At 43.7% G+C, this 19,035-nt stretch carries 17 protein-coding genes; 10 read left to right on the top strand and 7 right to left on the bottom strand.

The window, feature by feature from the left end:
- Positions 1-25: 25 nt before the first annotated feature.
- The 3 genes from Q8M62_RS09760 to sucD form a co-directional block, all read right to left on the bottom strand.
- Positions 26-2,353, bottom strand: a complete 2,328-nt coding sequence (locus tag Q8M62_RS09760; RefSeq protein WP_304902013.1) for a glucosamine-6-phosphate isomerase — start codon at positions 2,351-2,353, stop codon at positions 26-28.
- Between the two features lie 244 nt (positions 2,354-2,597).
- Positions 2,598-4,046: a DUF294 nucleotidyltransferase-like domain-containing protein gene (locus Q8M62_RS09755; protein ID WP_370690576.1), complete on the bottom strand. Its 1,449-nt coding sequence runs from the start codon at positions 4,044-4,046 to the stop codon at positions 2,598-2,600.
- 130 nt (positions 4,047-4,176) lie between these two features.
- Positions 4,177-5,058, bottom strand: a complete 882-nt coding sequence (gene sucD / locus Q8M62_RS09750; RefSeq protein WP_304902012.1) for a succinate--CoA ligase subunit alpha — start codon at positions 5,056-5,058, stop codon at positions 4,177-4,179.
- A gap of 334 nt (positions 5,059-5,392) precedes the next feature.
- On the opposite strand from sucD, the gene Q8M62_RS09745 reads away from it, so the two are divergent.
- The 5 genes from Q8M62_RS09745 to Q8M62_RS09725 are packed head-to-tail and all read left to right on the top strand — an operon-like array spanning position 5,393 to position 12,511.
- Positions 5,393-8,851, top strand: a complete 3,459-nt coding sequence (locus tag Q8M62_RS09745) for an ATP-binding protein (RefSeq protein ID WP_304902011.1) — start codon at positions 5,393-5,395, stop codon at positions 8,849-8,851.
- Between the two features lie 49 nt (positions 8,852-8,900).
- Complete coding sequence (locus Q8M62_RS09740; RefSeq protein WP_304902010.1) at positions 8,901-10,076, top strand: ATP-binding protein; 1,176 nt, start codon at positions 8,901-8,903, stop codon at positions 10,074-10,076.
- Positions 10,077-10,079: 3 nt separating this feature from the next.
- Entirely contained in the window at positions 10,080-10,712 is a 633-nt protein-coding gene (locus tag Q8M62_RS09735) for an ATP-binding cassette domain-containing protein (protein WP_304902009.1), read from the top strand.
- Positions 10,709-12,046: an FtsX-like permease family protein gene (locus Q8M62_RS09730; RefSeq protein ID WP_304902008.1), complete on the top strand. Its 1,338-nt coding sequence runs from the start codon at positions 10,709-10,711 to the stop codon at positions 12,044-12,046. The genes Q8M62_RS09735 and Q8M62_RS09730 overlap by 4 nt, the downstream gene beginning before the upstream one ends.
- 27 nt (positions 12,047-12,073) lie before the next feature.
- Complete coding sequence (locus Q8M62_RS09725; protein WP_304902007.1) at positions 12,074-12,511, top strand: hypothetical protein; 438 nt, start codon at positions 12,074-12,076, stop codon at positions 12,509-12,511.
- Between the two features lie 36 nt (positions 12,512-12,547).
- On the opposite strand, the gene Q8M62_RS09720 is transcribed toward Q8M62_RS09725, so the two are convergent.
- Positions 12,548-13,369, bottom strand: coding sequence for an aminotransferase class IV (locus Q8M62_RS09720; RefSeq protein ID WP_304902006.1), 822 nt, complete (start codon positions 13,367-13,369; stop codon positions 12,548-12,550).
- A 125-nt stretch (positions 13,370-13,494) separates the two neighbouring features.
- On the opposite strand from Q8M62_RS09720, the gene Q8M62_RS09715 reads away from it, so the two are divergent.
- Entirely contained in the window at positions 13,495-13,920 is a 426-nt protein-coding gene (locus tag Q8M62_RS09715) for a hypothetical protein (protein WP_304902005.1), read from the top strand.
- Here the strand turns inward: Q8M62_RS09715 and Q8M62_RS09710 are convergent.
- The 3 genes from Q8M62_RS09710 to Q8M62_RS09700 are packed head-to-tail and all read right to left on the bottom strand — an operon-like array spanning position 13,914 to position 15,528.
- Positions 13,914-14,363 (bottom strand): cytochrome c, encoded by a 450-nt coding sequence (locus tag Q8M62_RS09710; RefSeq protein ID WP_092733698.1) that lies wholly within the window; start codon positions 14,361-14,363, stop codon positions 13,914-13,916. The two genes, Q8M62_RS09715 and Q8M62_RS09710, sit on opposite strands and share 7 nt — an antisense overlap.
- Entirely contained in the window at positions 14,360-14,989 is a 630-nt protein-coding gene (locus Q8M62_RS09705) for an SCO family protein (RefSeq protein ID WP_304902004.1), read from the bottom strand. Before Q8M62_RS09705 ends, Q8M62_RS09710 begins: the two co-directional genes overlap by 4 nt.
- Positions 14,986-15,528: a CopD family protein gene (locus Q8M62_RS09700; protein ID WP_304902003.1), complete on the bottom strand. Its 543-nt coding sequence runs from the start codon at positions 15,526-15,528 to the stop codon at positions 14,986-14,988. Before Q8M62_RS09700 ends, Q8M62_RS09705 begins: the two co-directional genes overlap by 4 nt.
- Positions 15,529-15,582: 54 nt before the next feature.
- On the opposite strand from Q8M62_RS09700, the gene Q8M62_RS09695 reads away from it, so the two are divergent.
- From Q8M62_RS09695 to Q8M62_RS09680, 4 genes are all read left to right on the top strand, one after another.
- Positions 15,583-15,987: a hypothetical protein gene (locus tag Q8M62_RS09695; RefSeq protein ID WP_304902002.1), complete on the top strand. Its 405-nt coding sequence runs from the start codon at positions 15,583-15,585 to the stop codon at positions 15,985-15,987.
- On the top strand, positions 15,984-16,973 hold the full coding sequence (meaB, locus tag Q8M62_RS09690; RefSeq protein ID WP_304902001.1) for a methylmalonyl Co-A mutase-associated GTPase MeaB: 990 nt from the start codon (positions 15,984-15,986) through the stop codon (positions 16,971-16,973). The genes Q8M62_RS09695 and meaB overlap by 4 nt, the downstream gene beginning before the upstream one ends.
- A gap of 5 nt (positions 16,974-16,978) precedes the next feature.
- Complete coding sequence (locus Q8M62_RS09685) at positions 16,979-17,731, top strand: PdaC/SigV domain-containing protein (protein WP_304902000.1); 753 nt, start codon at positions 16,979-16,981, stop codon at positions 17,729-17,731.
- A gap of 190 nt (positions 17,732-17,921) precedes the next feature.
- Complete coding sequence (locus Q8M62_RS09680) at positions 17,922-18,953, top strand: endo-1,4-beta-xylanase (RefSeq protein WP_304901999.1); 1,032 nt, start codon at positions 17,922-17,924, stop codon at positions 18,951-18,953.
- The last annotated feature ends 82 nt before the right edge of the window (positions 18,954-19,035 follow it).

The raw sequence follows: 19,035 nt of genomic DNA, 5'->3' as shown, positions 1-19,035 counted from the left end.
ATTAGGTTTGAGACCTGAGACTGACTTATAGCATTCCTTCAATGGATTTTTCCAGTTCTCTGGCAGTGGCCAAAAACTCATCCACATTCATATCTCTGAAAAAGATCAGACCGTGACTGGCTCTTACTTTTGCCCGCTCATGCAGGTAGAAGTAGTTTTTGCCCAACAGTAACTGGATGTCATTCAATTGTCCCACCCAGGTACGCTTGGCTACTGTGCTAAACTTGCCATTGTGCGAGTAACTGGGGAAAGAGGCGTTGACTTGACTCAGGTAGCAATTGGAGAAGGAATCCTCCATCACCGACATGTCCCCAAGAGAAACGGGCACAATCACATTGGCCTCGTGCGGCTCAAATTTGAACCAGACGTTTCTGTATCCCAGGATTCTCAGGTTACTGGTATCGTGCTCTTCTCCCCATTTTTTGACTGCTTCGGCCGTTGCCTGAAGTACTTTGTAATGTGTGTCGGGTCCTGAACCTTCAGGATCGAGCGTTAAACTAATCTTGGTAGGTTTAATTTTTCGAAACATTTCCACGATCGGTTCTACATCGCGGGTTTTGTCGGGTTGTTCGGTGAAGATATCACCTGTATAAAAGCCGAGTCGGAGATGGTGGACATTTTTTACCTGAACACCAAAATGAGCCCATACCAATTCTTCTTCAAACTCCCGGATCATTCCTTTGAGCTTTTGGATTTTCGATGGGTTTTTCTCCCCGTCGTAGGAATTTCTAAGTATGCTGATCACCTCGTTAATAGTCTCTCGAAGCTGGCTTTTGTTTTTCACTCCGTAGACGATGACAATCGCTCTCACCACCCTGTGGCAAAGGCCACGTTTACGGGCATCAGGATTTTCTGAAGCAACGTTAGTCAGGAAGTGGTAGACGTCTTTGTCAGTCTTCAGGCTGTAGCCCACATCAAAAAAGTCTTCAAAATTGACCATCTGGATTTTCCCTTCGTCCAAAAGTTTTTTGGTATGCTGAAGCGTATCAATCACAAACGTATTGGTCACTGCTGTAAAACCCGATGTGAGCACCGAAAAATGCGCCTCGTTGGTAGGTTCGCTCAGTTGATTGGTGATATGCGGAAGAATGCCGAGGGAAATGTCATCATGGTGAGGTCCGGTGTGAAGAAGAATTTCATTGCTTTCCTGTTCCAGCCCTTTGGCAAGTTTGGCTTCAGCACTTCGCATGACTTGATTGACCGTGTCTTCTGATAGCCCCGGAATAAGTCTTGTGTATTTATCGGCTTTCAAATCCTCAATTTTGATTCGGTGACCGTATTTATTCAATTTTTTGCAAAGCTCGATGACTGCCCGTTCGGTTTTTTCAAAAGTCCATTCACCCTTTTGAAAGTAAGCGTCCATAGAGTCGGTGAGCTTTACGGCCGCACCTTTGGTAAGATAAAAGCGGCCATTTTTCAGCTTTTGGAGGACTGTGGCAGGGTAGACATTGTTTAATTTGGTCTCCAAAGAATCTCTGACGATTCCTGCTTTTGCCTCACCTGCTGCGATGATTATCCCAACCGCCTCAGGATTGTATACAATGGTGTCCAATCCGATGGTGATCACCAACCTGTTTGACGAAACCTCAATTCCCCCCAAGTCACCTGCCGCCACAGCTTGTGTCTCAAAGTTGGTGTCCGTCAATCGGGTCACGGAGAAGAGATGAGAACCGCGGGTGTTGAATGCAATATGACCGTCAGGTCCTATACCTCCCAAGAAAAAGCCGATGCCGCCTTTGTCCCGGATTCGCTGCTCATATTCTCCACACCACTGATCGATCATGTAGATGGATTGCTGCTGCAGCTTTTCCAACTCATTAATTGGGTCGCGAAATCTCAGCGAAAGGTCCACTTTCAGATCGGGAAAAACTTCCTTGAAATGAAGTCCGTTTGCCAATGGGATCTCATCGGAATTGATCAGGATTGCCTTTTCTTTCGAAAGCCCAAAGCCGTTGATATAGAATTTGTTGACGTAGTCGTAGAAGCTATTGTGCTGTTTGGAGGAGATGGGATAGAATTCATCAATCTGCACGAAGGTCAAATCTTTCAAGACCGGCTTTTTGATGTTCCCAAGTCCGTATTTTTCACGGACATCCTTCCCTTTTTTACTGTCCCAGTTTTCAAGTAAGAATTGAGTCCACTTGATAAAAAACTCTGGGGTTTTTCCGGTTGGTAAACTGATCACACCTTCAGGATTTGCAGCTGCCCATTCCAAAAAACGGCAGGCGGTAAGTAAGCCTAGCTTTGGAAAATTGTCTACTGTCAGGTAAGGAATCAGGGTCGAGATTTTTTCTACTCCGGATTCGGCCAAAAAAGCCTTTTCTACTTCGGAGAGGGGATACTTACTTAGCATACTGATGGGTCAGTTTAGTGGGTGTAAGGTTTAATGTTTTGAATCTTGTTGGGTTCCAAATTTTCTGTCGCAGTCAAAGGATTCTTTGCCAAATTAAAATTTGACAAGGAATATTTCACCAAATTTTTCACAGATTTTAATGATCTGAACAGCAATTTATTCTATGATTCAAAATTAAAAAACTTTGATGAATAAAAAACAACTTTTATAAAAAATTTATAAAAGTATTTCTTGAAGCGAGAAATTATAGACTACGGGTGAAGGATAACTTGATTCTGGCCTGGAATTCTTCGATAACTTTAAAAATCTCAATGAGTGTTACTTGCTGTACTTTTGTAAGCGCTTTGATCTTTAAGAAGTTTTTTGGTTTTCGGTTCTGGTCCAAAATTGAAAGCGTTTGATTTTCCAGTCTTAAGCTCATCAGATAATCGAATGCATGGCTGAGTTCCAATGCCTCTTTTGCAGAAAACACTCCTTTTTCCTTTAATCCATCGATTCTCTTCGTTGTATTGGTGTCAAAAATCCGATGCTTCAATGCATACACCCGTGCCAGATCCACGATAGGTCGCATGATTTGCTTGAGATTGAGTTGCTTTTCACCATCGATTTCTTCAGCTTTAATTTTCCTGAAAAATGTCAGAGGAGGTTCATATTGGAGTGCATTGTGACCCAGATTGATAAAAAACCGTTCGGGGGCTTTCTCCAGGAGATTTCCCATGTATTCCTTTAATTCCTCCAAAAGTGGAAACGCTCCATAGATAGCCCGGCAGTCAAAAAATGTAGCGTAATTCATGGCAGTCTCCTGCGAGGCATCTGAAATCCATGCATCATAATTTCGCTTCCAATGAGAGAGCGAATGCGTCCATTTGGGGTTCATGGCCATGAGGTCTCCCTCGCAAAAGACGATCCCTATTTGATCCAGTGCAGTGGAAACCCGAGTGGCAAAATCCAGAAAATAGGCACGTACTTCTTCCCGATGTTCATTGGCCTTGTCCTCATATATGATCGCGTTGTCTTGGTCAGTTTTCAAAGTGAGCTCCCCACGGCCTTCGCTTCCGAGCACAATAAAGACAAACTTGGCTGGGGCAGGTCCGATTACTTTAATCACCCGCTCAATGACTCGTTGGGTGATGGTGTCAGCTACCGTGGTAATGATCTGATTGATCAGCCCAGCTTTCATCCCCCGTGTATTGAGAAGATGAATGATCTCAGGCATTCGGGCCCATTTTTCACGGAGTTCGGGGATCTGTCTGGCCTCTTTGACAGACTGGATAAACATGAACGGTCCCTGGCTTTGCTCAGTAAGGATTTTAGTCCTGCTGATCCAACCTATAAATTCATCCCCTTCCCGCACCAGGAGATACCTGGATTTTGTCTGAAACATCAGGATCAAGGCTTCAACCAGACTTGCGTCAGGATGAATGCTAACCATGTCGTATTCCATAATCTGTGAAACTGGAATATCAGAAGGAAGCTGCGCAGCCAATAATCGATCCCGAAGCGTAATGTCTGTGATGTAGCCGACAATCTCTTGAGGGGAATTGCCTATAAAAAGGCAACTCACTTTTTCACTTGCCATCAACGCTGCACATTCATAAACTGGGTCACTATGCTGCGCCATTCTCAAATGTCGGGGGTGTAGATCTCGGACATTTTTGGAATAGAACTGGTCTGAAATAAAGGATCCATTCATGTGCATGGACTGAAAATACAAAAAGTGAATAGCTTTTCAGCTGAGAAAAAACAAAGCCGCCCCGAATTTTTCAATCCGAGGCGGTTTCTGATTTTATTTTTCGAATTTAAAAACTCGCTTTATCTTTTTTTTAAACGTTAACGCCCAAAACCTTTGCCATCACGGCTCCAATTTCTGCAGGCGACTCCGCTACATGGATTCCGTTTTCTCGCATGATTCTGATTTTAGCAGCAGCGGTATCATCCGCTCCTCCGATGATTGCACCGGCGTGCCCCATTCTGCGACCCGGAGGTGCTGTCTGTCCGGCAATAAATCCTACAACCGGCTTTTTGTTGCCATTTTCCCGAATCCACTTTGCAGCTTCTGCTTCATAGTTTCCGCCAATCTCCCCAATCATGACAATCGCGTCAGTCTCAGGATCATTCATCAGCATTTCTACAGCTTGTTTGGTGGAAGTTCCAATGATTGGGTCACCGCCGATACCAATAGCCGTGGATACGCCAAGACCAGCTTTTGCCACTTGATCTGCCGCTTCATAGGTCAGGGTTCCTGATTTGGAAACGATGCCTATACGGCCAGCTTTGAAGACGAAGCCAGGCATAATACCCACTTTCGCCTCGCCCGGAGTGATCACCCCAGGGCAGTTTGGCCCGATCAATACACAACCCCTTTGTTTGATGTAAGGCTTTGCAACCATCATATCTGCCACAGGAATTCCTTCCGTGATGGTGATGATTACTTTGATACCAGCATCGGCTGCTTCCATAATTGCATCTGCAGCAAATGCAGGGGGTACAAAAATAATGGAAACATCAGCACCTGTCTTTTGAACTGCCTCTTCTACTGAATTGAAAACAGGTCTTTCCAAATGAACCGATCCACCTTTGCCGGGAGTCACACCACCGACTACGTTGGTTCCGTATTCGATCATTTGCTGTGCGTGGAAAGAGCCCTCAGACCCAGTGAATCCCTGTACGATCACTTTGGAATTTTTATTGACTAGTACACTCATGCTTCGATTTTTTAAGTTTGGCACAAAATTAAGAGAAACCATCCGCCGACAAAAGAAAAGCGAAACAATCTCCACGTAATTTGGTGACCGGAATCTTTTCATATGATTATAATTTGTTTTTTAAATGCCATATGGAATGCCCAAAATAATTACTCCCCTGTGTGAGAATCTTTTCTCATGGGCATTTCATGTGTTTATAATTTGTATTTTAATGGCCACATGCCCGCCTGTCGACGGACAGGGAATCTTCGCATGACAGATAATCATTCCTCTGTGTGACACCGTAGAGTCATGCCTGTCTGCTCAGGCAGGCTTGATTTCCTATTTTCGTTTCATGCTTTTGCGCCATCTACCAGCCGTACTTTTGACTGTAAGTCTTTTCCTAGTCCAAGGGTTTCTTGCTGCGCAAAATTTCAAATTCAACACACAACCCCGAGGAGTCAGGCTCAATGTCCAGAATGTTCTACAGGTTGAACAGGATACGCTTGGGCGAATGTGGTTTTCGACTGGGCGGGGAGTGGTTTATTCCGATGGGATCGAGACTTACGAATTGCCGGATACACTGACCAGGAGGTTTGTCTATAAAATTGGGCTGTTGAAGGATGAGGATGGGATTTTATGGATTTACAATGCCAGTGGAGTTCCAACAGTGTTGGAAAGGAAACCTAACGCATGGTCGGAATTCCAATTTTCCGATAGTCTAAAATCTTATTTTTCTTCCAAAATCCATTTTTTCAGCATCGGAAAAAGCACTGAAAAATTATTTTTCCTCGAAACCGGAAGAGATTTGGTGGTCTGGAAGAACGGAGAGCGAATCGAAAGGAAATTATGTAGAGACATTTCTGCTACCGGGCACTTATTAGCTGTGTCTGAAGTGGCAGATAAGATTTTACTGATTTTTAAAAATGGAACATTTGAGCTTAAGAACGGCGAATTATTTCCATACCAGTTTCGAGGGGTTCCTCTTCCATCCTCTCCGGTTTTAATCAAGAAATCTCCTAGCGGGACGTATTATTTTTTGGGTAAAGATTATTTGGCAAGTGGGCCCGCTGCTGAATTTCCAACTGAAATAATTGATCAGGACTTTTCAACCATCAATTTCGTTGAGGAGGACTATTTTTCATTGGTTTTTTCGGGAGAAAACGTTTTCTACCACTATAATTCCCACCTCAAAAAGTATAATCCTACAAGAAAAAGACCGGTTTTGATTGATTTGTCCAGTCTTTTTCGAGCGGTCTATATTCAAACTGCTTTTATCGACAGGGAAGGCTTACTTTGGGTAGGAACAAGTCGGGGTATTGGAGTAAATAATTCTCAGGTTTTTCAAAACTATGGAATTGACATGGATGCCTTCCTTGCAGAGGAGTTTACGGCAAGTATAGAAAGTAGACCGGGAGAATTTCTATTTGGCTTCAACAATGGAGTCCAAAAGATGAGCAGGTTCGATGTGGAGACACTTTATCAGGGGAAAGATGGCCCGCAGACTCCCAATGAAAGAATTATAAATTTCTCGAAAGACAAAAATGGAGTGATTTGGGCATCGGCCAATTTCAAAGGTTTGGGTAAAATTGTGCCGAATTATAAGCGAGTGAGTTTTTTACCAATACCTGAGGGACTTAATGTTTCTTCCGTACAGGCCGTTGGAGATAGTTTGTTGATCACATCTCCCAAGCGTGTTTTTATTTCATCCATCACGGCCGATAATTCGGAGTTCTTTAAGAAAGAACTGACTTCTGAGATTTTGAAATTGCTTGGAGATGTTGCGCCGCATTTTCGAAAATCAGGTAAGCTTTCTAACGGGAAATTGGTGGTCCTCCGAGCAAGTAGATTAGAAAATCAGTACCCGATAATCGAAACCCCACGCTATTTCCTAGCTGAAGGATATGATTTTCTGGAAATGGAAGATGGAAGCATACTCTTGGGAACCGAATTTGGTCTAAAAATCTACAGAGAGGGATATGTAGGCTTTTTTATTTATGCGGGGAGGTCAATCACCAGGCCTATTTACACCCTGATGAAAGATAAGGATGGCAAAATTTGGGCAGGGACTGACAATGGAGTCTTTGTTTTCGGAGAGGATAAGATTATCCAGTATGATGAATCCAATGGGCTAATAGGAAATGAAGTCAACAGGGGCGCACTGATTGAGGCGGCTTCGGGAAGAGTTTTGATCGGAACTATGAAAGGACTTTCAATTTATTTTCCTGAAGAAACATTTTTTGCCTATGGGGCACCTAAAGCATTTGTGAAATCCATGAAACTTGGAAATAGGGAGATTTTAAGCTCAGAAGAATTTAAAGTGCCTTATGACCAAAACTCCCTGGAGGTAGAATTTATCGCGCCGGGATTCAATGAATCCAAGGAACTTTGGGTTCATCATCGACTGATAAGAGGTGATGAAGAGACCCCTTGGGAAATAGTAAAAGACCCCCGGTCCAATCAACTGTTCTTCTCCAATCTCCCTTCGGGAAGCTACAGACTGGAGTTTAAAACCTCCTACAATGGACTTGAGTTTTCCGACACCTTCAGGTCTAAAGAATTTGAGATTTTAAGTCCATTTTACCTTCGGCCCTGGTTTATAGTATTTACTGTGTTGTTATTGGTAGCCTTGGGGATCCTGATTAACACATTTTTCAAACAGCTCCAGAACCTCGGGATACTTCAATCGGCTGTAGAAAGGGAAAACAAAAGCAAAGTCATCGCCGAGCAACAGTTTAAAAATGTGTGGAACAGCTCTCAAGATGGGATGATACTCACCCTTGAGAATGAACGAATCCTGACAGTTAATCCGGCTTTTGCAAGAATGATGCGCAGTGATATCAAAAAATTGGAAAACCAACCTCTAGCTGTTCTTTTCAATTCCAAAACTTCACAGAACTTTTATTTGGACACCCTTCTCAATCGTGCAAGAAATTCTCCCGGGCAGGGCGTTTCTGTTGAAGCGGAGCTAGATTGGAAGTCAGGACATTTGGAGATGGAGGTGTTTTCTGTAATGTTGGATCAGGATAAAGAAGGGAAAAGTCTGGTGCTTTCGGTTTTCAAAGATATCTCTGCTCAAAAGAATGTTCAAAACAAACTTAAGGATGCAAAGGAAAAGGCCGAACAAGCCAATAGGTTTAAGTCAAGTCTGCTGTCTAATATCAGCCACGAGATCAGAACCCCTCTTAATGGGATCATAGGGGGGGCGGAGCATATCATCATGACCAAAAAAGAAGATTTGGAGTTGGTTTCCCAACTGGATATCATCTTACAAAGCGGCGAAAGATTACTGGGAACAATTAACTCGCTGTTGGACTTGGCCAAAATGGAGGCAAACAAATTCCCGATTGAATATGTGGAAACTGATGTGAAAAACTTTGTTGAAACTGTGATGAAACCCCTTCAGGCAGCTGCAGATCGAAAAGGACTCCACTTTGCTTTTAGATTCCTTTCTCCCGCTTTCCATGCAAAAATTGACCGGCGATTTATGGAGATGATCTTGAATAATATTGTCAGTAATTCAATCAAATACACCGAAAAAGGGCTGATCACAGTGATATGCGAGAAGAAGGACAAACAACTTATATTGGAAGTCACCGATACAGGAGTTGGGATGTCAGAAAATTTCCAGAGCAAAATGTTTGATCCTTTTGAGCAGGAAAGTAAAGGTCATGATCGCCTTTTTGAGGGTACTGGACTTGGCTTGAGTATCACAAAAAATCTGGTGCAGTTACTCGACGGAAAGATTGATATTCAAAGCATAAAAAATTCAGGAACCAGAGTCATCGTCGAAATCCCATTGCCCGAAGCGTAATTTTTGTAATTTCAAAAACCCAATACCACCTTTTATTCCAGAATCCACCATGTTTACATTGAAAATCCTCATAGTCGAAGACGATTCAGTTTCGGCACTTCTACTGCAGCGAGCACTAGAAAAAAACGCACACGAAATCATCGGAATTGCCGATACCGGAGAAAAGGCCCTTGAAATTTTGGAGGAAAGTTTGGCCGATATCGTGATGATGGATATCAATCTGGCAGGGGAACTCGATGGCATTAAAACGACCGAAATTATCAATGAAAAATATGATATTCCGGTAGTGTACCTCAGTGCAAGCTCCGATGCGGAAACACTAAACAAGGTAGTCGGCACCAACCCAAGTGCCTATGTGATCAAGCCGTTTAATATTCGGGAATTGAACATGGTGATTGAACTGGCCATCTTCAAAGACCGAAAGGAAAAGGAGCTTCAAAATCTTAACAATGAACTTGAAGAAAAAGTAAAGCAGCGGACCTTCGAGCTCTATGAGGCCAATAAGGAACTTACCAGAGCACTTGAAAAAGAGCGGGAGATCAATGAGCTGAAATCCAGAATTGTCCTGAATGTGTCGCACGGCTTTAAAACACCGCTAACCTCGATTCTCAGTTCTGCACAGCTATTGCAGATTTATGCTGAAAAAGATCACCCTTTTAAGCAAAAAATCACAAAGCACGCATTTAAGATCGAGCATTCGGTCAGAGCATTAAATAACCTTTTGACCAGTGTACTCTTCTTTGGAAAAGCCGATGAAAACAAATTGGAGTTTAAACCCAAAAAGATTTTTTCAGGGGCTTTTATAAAGGAGCTTTTGGACACGGTCAAAGCAGGGATCGATAATGATGTGAAAATCAAATCAGATATCGGGGAAATGCCAAAAACCATCACCTCTGATCCGGAACTACTTTATCAGGTTTTTGAAAATCTCCTATCCAATGCTGTGAAGTATTCCAAAGATGGTAAGGAGGTCGAATTTAAGATTGCATACAGCGATAAAAAACTTCAGGCGATCGTTTCGGATAAGGGGATTGGAATTCCCAAGTCGGAGCAAGGTAAACTTTTTGAACGCTTTTTCCGTGCCGGAAATGTGGGGATTATTGAAGGTTCTGGACTGGGGCTTTCGATAGTGAAAAAATGCCTGGACGTCTTGCAGGGAGAGATTACTTTTGAAAGTGAAGTAAACAAAGGAACCACTTTCCAGATCACAATACCCGTGAAATAAAGTATGTTATTGAAAGCAAATTCCTTACAGTATGCCCATCCGGGCCAAGATTTAATTTCATTTCCTGAAATCAGGGTGGATTCAGGAGAAGCACTCCTGGTCCTCGGAAAATCCGGAAGTGGGAAGACCACGCTTCTCAACCTGTTAGCCGGACTTCTAAATCCCAAGGGCGGAGACGTGATCCTTGATGGCGTTAAACTTTCAGCGCTCTCAGATCAAAAGCTGGATTTGTTTCGTGGAAAAAACATTGGCATTGTCTTTCAAAAGCCACATTTGATCGCTGCCTTAAATGTCCGTCAGAATCTTGAATTGGCGCATTTTTTCAGTAAAAAAAAGGGGCAGGATATTATCCAATTACTTACCGAGTTGGGAATAAGTGACAAGGCAAACACTTCTGTTTTGACCTTGAGTGAAGGAGAGGCGCAGCGTGTATCCATTGCAAGGGCTTTGGTTACCAATCCAAAGTTGATTTTGGCTGATGAACCTACCTCCAGTCTCGATGATGAAAATACCGAGAAAGTCATCCGGCTGCTGAAAGCACAAGCTCAGAAAATCGGAGCGGCACTCATTATCGTTACACATGATCAGCGGGTGAAAAATCATATTCCTCATTTTATCGAAGTCTTAGCCTCATGAATCTATTTAAGATCAGCTGGAAATATCTGACGTTTCGGCCGCTTTCTACAGGATTGAATGTCTTTCTCCTTGCCTTGGGCTTGGCGATCATTACGGTGTTGCTGTTGATTCAGGACCAGTTTGAGAAAAAGATGAATCAGGATGCGGCAGGAATCGATTTGGTAGTTGGTGCAAAAGGGAGTCCGCTGCAATTGATTCTTTCCTCAGTATACCATATCGATTTTCCCACGGGAAATATCAAAATGGAAGAAGCACAGCGACTCTCCCGAAATCGGCTGGTGAAAAAAATCATTCCAATGGCGCTCGGTGATAATTTTCAGGGATTCAGAATCGTGGGAACCAATCACGATTATCTCGAACTCTATGGTGTTGATTTTGCCGATGGAAAGCCTTGGGAAGTGCCTTTTGAAGTAGTGATCGGTTCTGAAATTGCTACAAAATTAAAGTTGAAACTCGGGGATGAATTCACCTCAAGCCATGGGATCAGTGAAGGAAGTCATGACCACGATGAACATAATTTCGTGGTTTCAGGAATCCTTGCGCCGCGAGGAAATGTGGTGGACCGTTTGATTTTGACCAGTATTGAATCGGTTTGGTATACTCATGATGAAGAGCCTGTGGCCGTTGAACCGGAAAGCAGCCCTTTGGCAGAAGCAAGTGATAAAGAAGCTCATGAAGATCATGATCATGACTCTGAAGGACATGATGCCACCGAAAATCATGATTCAGATGAACACGCGAAATTTCATGCGGCGGTATCCAAAACCGGCTTTCCCATTTCTGATCAGGATCGTGAAGTGACCACACTGTTGCTTCAATATCGTAACCCCATCGCGGCAGTTCAATTGCCGCGAATGATAAATTCCGGAACTTCCATGCAAGCAGCGTCTCCTTCATTTGAGATGTCGAGGTTATTTGAATTATTGGGTGTGGGCATCAGTCTTCTGCAAGGTTTGGCGGTAGTATTGATAGTGATCGCTGGGCTTGGGATTTTTATTGCGCTTTATAATTCGCTGAAAGAGCGGAAGTATGACTTGGCAATTCTGAGAGCGATTGGGGCCTCGCGAACGCAATTGCTTGCTTTGATTTTTTTGGAAGGATTGATGCTGACTTTCCTGGGCGCAGTTTTGGGCATTGCTTTGGGCCATTCATTCCTTTGGTTGCTGGTCAGCCAAAGCGATCAAAATGTGGTTGCTGCACTTCAGCCATGGATTTTCTTGAAACAAGAACTTTGGATCATAGCTTATGCGTTAGGAGTAGGTGTGCTGGCATCCATCATTCCTGCTTGGTCAGCTTATCAAACAAGCATTGCAAAGCAGCTTACAAAGGTGTAATTAGCAGAAATAATAGAAATTGGAATTATGAAAAAGTCGAGTTTTATTCTGGCGGCAGTCCTGTTTTTTAGTTTCGCGTCGGCAGAAGCTAATGCTCAGGGGGTTTGGAAGAGTCTAGCGGCTGTTACTTACAAAATCAGCGAAGATAAATTCGGTGAATTGTATGTTCCGGTTTTCTCGGACGAAATCAAGAAACTGGAAGGAAAAGAAGTGGAGGCAGATGGTTACATTATTCCTTTTGAGGGGATGTTTAAGCCAGAGCATATCATCTTATCTAGTCTTCCCTTGGCTGAGTGTTTCTTTTGCGGTTCAGGAGGTCCTGAGACAGTCATGGAAGTGATGATGTCCAGTCCAATCAAATACACCTCCAAGCGGGTCAAAGTGCGTGGTAAGCTTACCCTAAACGCAAGTGATCCCGAAAAGCTGATGTATATCCTCAAGGATGCCAGATTGATAATGGATTAAAAAGTAAAAGCTCCCATGAGGAGCTTTTTTTTTGGTTTAGGCCACTGTTTCTCTTTCCAATTCTCTGAATTTTTCCAGAATATCCAGCGTTACCGGGCCGGGTCTCCCGGAGCCTATTTTTCGCTCATCCAGCTGAGTTACCGGCAAAAGAATCTTAGTCGTGCTTGTGATGAAGGCCTCATCAGCTTCCCAAACTTCCTCGAGAGAGATTGGTCTGATAACCACATTTTTCGCGATGCCCAATATTTGTTTTCTTGTGATTCCCAAGAGGATGTGCTGGTCCGGCGTGTGGAGTACCCCATTTTTCACAATGAAAAAATTACTTCGCGAGCTTTCACTTACCCAACCGTTCCAGTGGTAAAGTACGTCCTCAGCACCAAGCCTCTTCCAATTGACGCTATGCCATACCGGAAGCGTATAATTGGTAGTTTTGATGTCGGCAATTGCCCTCACATATTCTAGGCTGAGTAATTTTATTCCATTTTGATACTTTTCTTCAGAAGGCAGCGAAAGTGATTCTGCAAAGATAAAGAGCTTGCCTTCGGCAGGGGAAAAATGATTTTCCGAAACTCCTCCGCTCAAAACCATCCGCAAACCCCCATTTGTCAGATCATTTTTTTCGATCAAAACCGAAATGATTTCTCGTAGCTGCTCACGACTGTAGGGCAAAGGAAGGAAGGTTTTTTCGGCAGAAGTAATAAATCTGTCCAGGTAATGCTCCAGGAAAAGTGGGGATTGATTGACCGTGCGGAAGAAATCAAATATTCCATACCCACGTATTAATCCCAAATCCATCGGATGGATTGTGGCAGATTCGGTCGGGATGATCTTCCCGTCAGCAAAGCAAAATGGTTTCATCTTCAGTTCTATTAGCGCCTAAAATTAACATCAAAAATACTAATTATGTTAAGACCTCATTTTGAGCCAAATCTTTAATTATTACAAGATTAAATTGTACCTTGGAACATCAAAAGATCATTTTAATGAAATTAGCGCGTATTTGTTTGGTTTTTAGTCTGGTAGCCGTAGTGCAGTCCTGCGGGCCCAACCAAAAAGAATTGAATGCCGTCAGAAGATCTGAGGTCATCGCAGTCCATGATGAGGTGATGCCAAAGATGGGACAGCTCAAATCTTTTGAGAAAAAAGCATTGCAAAAAGCCGGAGAATTGGCGGCAATGGATCCGGTAAATCCCGAAAAGGTTCAGCAAATGAAAGATTTGGCCGTCGAGTTGGACCATGCCTACGAGGAGATGTTTGTTTGGATGCGGCAATATGAAACTGAAGATGGAGCGCGTACACCGGAGGAGGTGAAGTCCTATCTGGAAGCTCAGATGAAATCTGTGAGTGAAGTCAACCGACTGATGAAGGCTGCGCTTACCAAAGCCGACTCACTTTTAAAGGATCAATAGTTTTCAGGGGCGTTTTTCAAATATTTTTCCACATCTGAGGAAACAATCACCCCTTCGTTCATTCCCCAGATATTATACAAGTAGGTGCTTATCTGCGCAATTTCCAAAGGTTTTAGATTTGGGTTTGCAGGCATTGCCTGATTGTATTTTTCACCATTTACCATGATTTCACCTTTTTGACCATGGCGGATGATCCAGACTGTTCGGTGTACACTCGCTTTGAAATAGTCAGCATCCCGAAGAGGTGGAATTAGTTTTCCAAGACCTTTTCCATCGGCTTGATGGCAGTTCCCGCAGTAGTTTTCATAGAGTTTTTTGCCGGGAATAGCGAATTTCATCACTTCCGGATCACTGATTTGAGCCAAAGTATTGGTCTCGTCACTCGATTTGGGGGCACATGAAAAAGCCAGGAAAATGATTGCAAGGCCTGCAAGTTTTTTCATTGCTTGAGCAATTTTGGAATGTCAGAGATCAGTCGGTCTACCTGATCTGATTTGGTTCCATCGTACACGCCCCGAATCCGACCTTTTCCATCAATCAAAAGGAAGGCTCCGCTGTGAAGGAATCCTCCAGGTTCCTGCTGATCTGCCATGGCTGTCGTGAGGTAGCTGGTTTGACCGATTTCGTAGATCTTTTCCTGTTCTCCTGTCAGGAAATTCCAGGTAGAAGCATCCTCTACACCCAGCTTCTCGGCATAATCTTTCAAAACTGCTTGTGTGTCGTGTATCGGGTCAATGGAATGGCTGAGAATCAAAAAGTTCGGTTGATCCTTATATTTCTCATACACTCTGAGCATCTCCTTTTTCATAATCGGGCAAATCGTAGGGCAGGAGGTGAAAAAGAAATCTGCCACATAGATTTTATCTTCTACATCCTTATTGGAGATGGTATCGCCCACTTGGTTGACAAAAGCAAAGGCCGCAATTCTATGATAAACGGTGTCCTGATTATCATCCGCGTAGCGCTCACCCAGAATCGGAAGCTCAGCCGAGGCAGTTTTCTCGGAAGCCGGCTGACAGGAGAATCCTAAAGTCACAAGTAATCCAAGCAGTATATAGGTTCTGTTCATTTTTCTTTTTTGAGTCTATATTTTTTGTAAAGCCGTATTCCTAGCATCAGCGTCAGGGACAATCCGATCAAACCCAAAATACCCCAAACCATGCTAATTGTGCTCTTAAGGACAATCAGGAATACTATGGCAAAAAGCAAAATTGTAGAAGCTTCGTTCCAAATCCGGAGTTGGGTAGACGTCCATCTTGCTTTCCCGCTTTGAAGTTCCCTGAACAGCACATGACAAAAACCATGGTAGATGTAAAGCAAAACCACAAAGCCCAATTTGGCATGCATGAATCCCAGCTCCAGGTAGCCCCATCGATACATCAAAACCCAAGTTCCAAAAATCAAGGTCAGGATTGCAGACGGCCAAGTTATAATATACCAAAGCCTGCTTGCCATGAGATCAAGCTGGGGTTTTAGGATGTTTCGTTCCAGTTCAGGTTTTTGAAGGGCCTCAGTTTGGTAGATAAATAAGCGGACGATATAGAAAAGCCCTGCAAACCAAGTGACTACGAAAATGATATGAAGCGCCTTGACGTACTCGAAAGTCATTGTCAGAATTTTGGGCTAAATTAAGGTCTAAACCCCGTAAACCCGCCAAAGTTTTTGAAAAGGAATAAACTGATTTTCTATTTGATCGGAGCAGTGGTACTGATTATCCTGTTTCAGATCGTAAGTTCCAGCCTCTCACAGCCTGGATTGCAGCAATTCGAAGGAAAATATGAAGAAATCGGATTCTACCGAAATGAAAATAATACCGGGCCGGTACTCCGGATTTATGCAATTCGGGTTTTGGATTCAGATTTAGCCTGGATGAAGGATTTTTCCGACGCTCAGCCCCATACAAAATATGGCAAAACCCTGGTTTTCTTTTTCTCAGATCAGCTCAATGAAAAAGTCAAACTTTCCCCACAGGAGCCTTACTTTTCTCAGGAATTTCGAGAATTTCTATTGGCAGAATACGAAAAGACACCCATGGGCGAAAGCCGCTTTCAATATTCCAGCCAATGAAGAAGAGACTTGAATTAACGGATTTTCATGAGGGAATTCTTTCCGGCAACCGGGTGATTCTAAGTCAGGCGATCACCTTGGTGGAAAGTACACTCGATTCTGACCAGGAATTAGCATCCGAACTCGTTCAATCCCTGATTTCTCATTCAGGAAAGTCGATCCGGATCGGGATTACGGGTGTGCCCGGAGTCGGGAAAAGCACCTTTATTGAAGCGTTTGGAAAGATGCTTCTGGATCTGGGCAAAAAAGTGGCTGTACTTGCCATTGACCCGAGTAGTCAGCTGACCAAAGGCAGTATTTTGGGTGACAAAACCCGGATGGAAATTCTGGCAGCTGACAAGCGCGCCTTCATCAGACCCAGCCCATCCGGCACTACATTGGGCGGGGTCAGCGGTAAGACCCGCGAAGCGATGTTGCTCTGTGAGGCTGCCGGCTTTGATGTGATCCTGGTGGAGACGGTAGGAGTGGGGCAAAGCGAAACTGCGGTGAAAAATATGGTGGATTTTTTTCTGCTTCTCATGTTGGCGGGGGCAGGAGATGAGCTTCAAGGGATCAAAAAAGGCATCATGGAAATGGCAGATGCACTGCTCATTCATAAAGCGGATGGAGAGAATATCGAACCTGCAAAAAAAGCAAAAGTCAACTATCAAAACGCCTTACACTTGCTTCCCAATGCTGAAAAAAACTGGAATCCCAAAGTTCTACTTGCATCCTCAACCACAGGATTAGGGCTGGAAAAGGCCTGGGAATTAATTTCCCAATACAAGGATGCAATGACAGAAAATGGGTTTTGGGAGACCAACAGAGCCACACAGCGGATTAATTGGTTGGATGATCAAGTTCAGTTTCTCTTGGGGCAGGCTTTTCATCGAGATCCTGTAATTCTTAAGATTCTAGAAGCGGAAAAACCAAAAGTCCGGTCTGGAGCTCTGAATCCAGGAACCTTGGCAAAGTCCTTGATTCAGATTTTCCTTTCAAAAAAATAAAACAAATGAAGATTCTTTCCTTTGCGATACTGGTAGTGATGATTTCCTGCGCCCAAAAATCCGGAGTCGAAGAAAGCGTAGTCGATCCGACCCTTTCATTTAGGACTGAAACAGTCGTAAGGGAATCCTGTGTTGGAGAAAATTGCGCCAAACTCAGACTCTCTTGGCCGGTTGCCTCAGGGCCGGCAGCGGCTGACAAGATCAATCAATATATCCGGGATCAGATGAGCTTATTCGTGCAAACGGGCGAAGACGCAGCGCTTTTGGATACCATGATAGTAGCGTACTTCAGATCGTTTGATGAGTTTAAAAGTGAATTTCCGGACTCCTATGGAGGATGGGAAATCGAAGTCGAGGCAAAGGTTTCTTACCAGTCTGACAGGACCTTAAGTATTTATTTTTCTCAGTTCAGCTACCTGGGTGGTGCCCATCCCAACAGTGCAGTGTCTTTTTTAAACATTGACCCAAAGTCCGGCGAGGCCTTAAGTCTCGATCAGTTGGTTTTGGATGAAAATAGCCTTTTGAAGCTTTCAGAACAGAAGTTTAGAGCATACCATGAAGTGGAAGAAGGGCTGAGCTTATCGGAGGATGGGCGGTTTTTTCTGCCTGAGACCGGGTTTTTCCTGGCGAATGCGATAGGCTTCAAGGAAGGAAAGTTTTGGGTGATCTATATTCCCTATGAAATCGGGCCGTATGTGATGGGTTCCACGGAATTGGATTTTTCCAAAGAGGAACTTTCAGGTGTGGTGAGATGGTGAGATGGTTTTGGGGACCTTAAAAATTATAAATCATCCGAAATCCTTCTAAATCCAATCGATTTCGGAATTAATCAATCCGCTTTCTTCTATTTAATCTCGAAAGAGACTAAGTTAGAGTATGCGAAAATTGGCTGCCCTTATCCTGCTCTTACCACTTCTGCTGGCTTGTCAAAAGCCCGAATTAGAAAGTTTGAAAAATCGATTTCAGGAGGATTTTTTTATAGGAGCAGCGGTAAATCTGGCTCAAGTCACAGGAAGGGAAGTGGGGGCGGATTCGCTTTTAGAGCTTCATTTCAGCTCCATTACATCAGAAAATGGGTTAAAATGGGGCCCGGTACATCCCAAAGAAGGTGAATACAATTTTGAGTTTGGGGATGCCTATGTTGCAATGGGAGAGAAAATGGGTGCATTCACCATTGGGCACACCTTAGTTTGGCATCAGCAGACTCCTGCTTGGGTTTTTCAAAACGGAGAAGGACAGTTTCTTAATCAAATGGATTTGATCCGGCGGATGGAAGATCATATTGCGACTGTAGTGGGAAGGTATAAGGGAAAAATTGACGGTTGGGATGTGGTGAATGAAGCTTTTGAAGACGATGGAAGCTGGCGTAAGACGCACTGGTATAACATTACCGGAACGGAATTCATCAAGGCTGCTTTTCGCAAAGCAAATGAAATCGATCCGGATGTGGAGTTGTATTACAACGATTACAATGTTTGGAAACCCGAAAAGCGAAAAGCGATTCTAGCCTTGGCAAAAGAGCTCCGTGCCGAAGGGATTCGGATTGACGGGATTGGGATGCAAGGGCACTATCGCTTGAATTCACCGTCGTTGGACCAAATCGAACAAGCAATTGTTGAGATTCATGATGCCGGATTTCAGGTGATGTTCACGGAACTTGATGTGGATGTTTTGCCACGACCCAGCGACAGTGAAGGCGCTGATCTGAATATCAACTATGCCGAGTCTCCGGAGTGGAATCCATATGCCGATAGTCTCCCTCAGGCTGTAGCACAGGAATTGGTAGCTCGATACGTCTCACTTTTTCAGTTGTTCCGCAAGCATTCGGATAAGATCAGCCGGGTGACTTTCTGGGGACTCCACGATGGTCGAAGCTGGCTAAATAACTGGCCTGTCAGAGGACGGACGAACTATGCCTTGATTTTTGATCGGCAAATGAAATTGAAAGCAGGATTTCTCGAGGGGATAGAAAAGCCCTGAGTTATCGATTTTCCAAATTGCCACCTTTGAAAAGCTGCCAAGACGGCTACCTTCTTTGCTTTGTCAAGGCTGTAAATCACAC

It is taken from the genome of Algoriphagus sp. (assembly GCF_030694375.1).
In the GTDB taxonomy this organism is placed as follows: domain Bacteria; phylum Bacteroidota; class Bacteroidia; order Cytophagales; family Cyclobacteriaceae; genus Algoriphagus.
This window is presented reverse-complemented; position numbering and strand designations above follow the sequence as displayed.

What these genes read in the sequence shown, in the direction of transcription:
- Q8M62_RS09760 (WP_304902013.1), bottom strand. Translation starts at nt 2,353, where the DNA reads ATGCTAAGTAAGTATCCCCTCTCCGAAGTAGAAAAGGCTTTTTTGGCC.
- Q8M62_RS09755 (WP_370690576.1), bottom strand. Translation starts at nt 4,046, where the DNA reads ATGAATGGATCCTTTATTTCAGACCAGTTCTATTCCAAAAATGTCCGA.
- sucD (WP_304902012.1), bottom strand. Translation starts at nt 5,058, where the DNA reads ATGAGTGTACTAGTCAATAAAAATTCCAAAGTGATCGTACAGGGATTC.
- Q8M62_RS09745 (WP_304902011.1), top strand. Translation starts at nt 5,393, where the DNA reads ATGCTTTTGCGCCATCTACCAGCCGTACTTTTGACTGTAAGTCTTTTC.
- Q8M62_RS09740 (WP_304902010.1), top strand. Translation starts at nt 8,901, where the DNA reads ATGTTTACATTGAAAATCCTCATAGTCGAAGACGATTCAGTTTCGGCA.
- Q8M62_RS09735 (WP_304902009.1), top strand. Translation starts at nt 10,080, where the DNA reads ATGTTATTGAAAGCAAATTCCTTACAGTATGCCCATCCGGGCCAAGAT.
- Q8M62_RS09730 (WP_304902008.1), top strand. Translation starts at nt 10,709, where the DNA reads ATGAATCTATTTAAGATCAGCTGGAAATATCTGACGTTTCGGCCGCTT.
- Q8M62_RS09725 (WP_304902007.1), top strand. Translation starts at nt 12,074, where the DNA reads ATGAAAAAGTCGAGTTTTATTCTGGCGGCAGTCCTGTTTTTTAGTTTC.
- Q8M62_RS09720 (WP_304902006.1), bottom strand. Translation starts at nt 13,369, where the DNA reads ATGAAACCATTTTGCTTTGCTGACGGGAAGATCATCCCGACCGAATCT.
- Q8M62_RS09715 (WP_304902005.1), top strand. Translation starts at nt 13,495, where the DNA reads ATGAAATTAGCGCGTATTTGTTTGGTTTTTAGTCTGGTAGCCGTAGTG.
- Q8M62_RS09710 (WP_092733698.1), bottom strand. Translation starts at nt 14,363, where the DNA reads ATGAAAAAACTTGCAGGCCTTGCAATCATTTTCCTGGCTTTTTCATGT.
- Q8M62_RS09705 (WP_304902004.1), bottom strand. Translation starts at nt 14,989, where the DNA reads ATGAACAGAACCTATATACTGCTTGGATTACTTGTGACTTTAGGATTC.
- Q8M62_RS09700 (WP_304902003.1), bottom strand. Translation starts at nt 15,528, where the DNA reads ATGACTTTCGAGTACGTCAAGGCGCTTCATATCATTTTCGTAGTCACT.
- meaB (WP_304902001.1), top strand. Translation starts at nt 15,984, where the DNA reads ATGAAGAAGAGACTTGAATTAACGGATTTTCATGAGGGAATTCTTTCC.
- Q8M62_RS09685 (WP_304902000.1), top strand. Translation starts at nt 16,979, where the DNA reads ATGAAGATTCTTTCCTTTGCGATACTGGTAGTGATGATTTCCTGCGCC.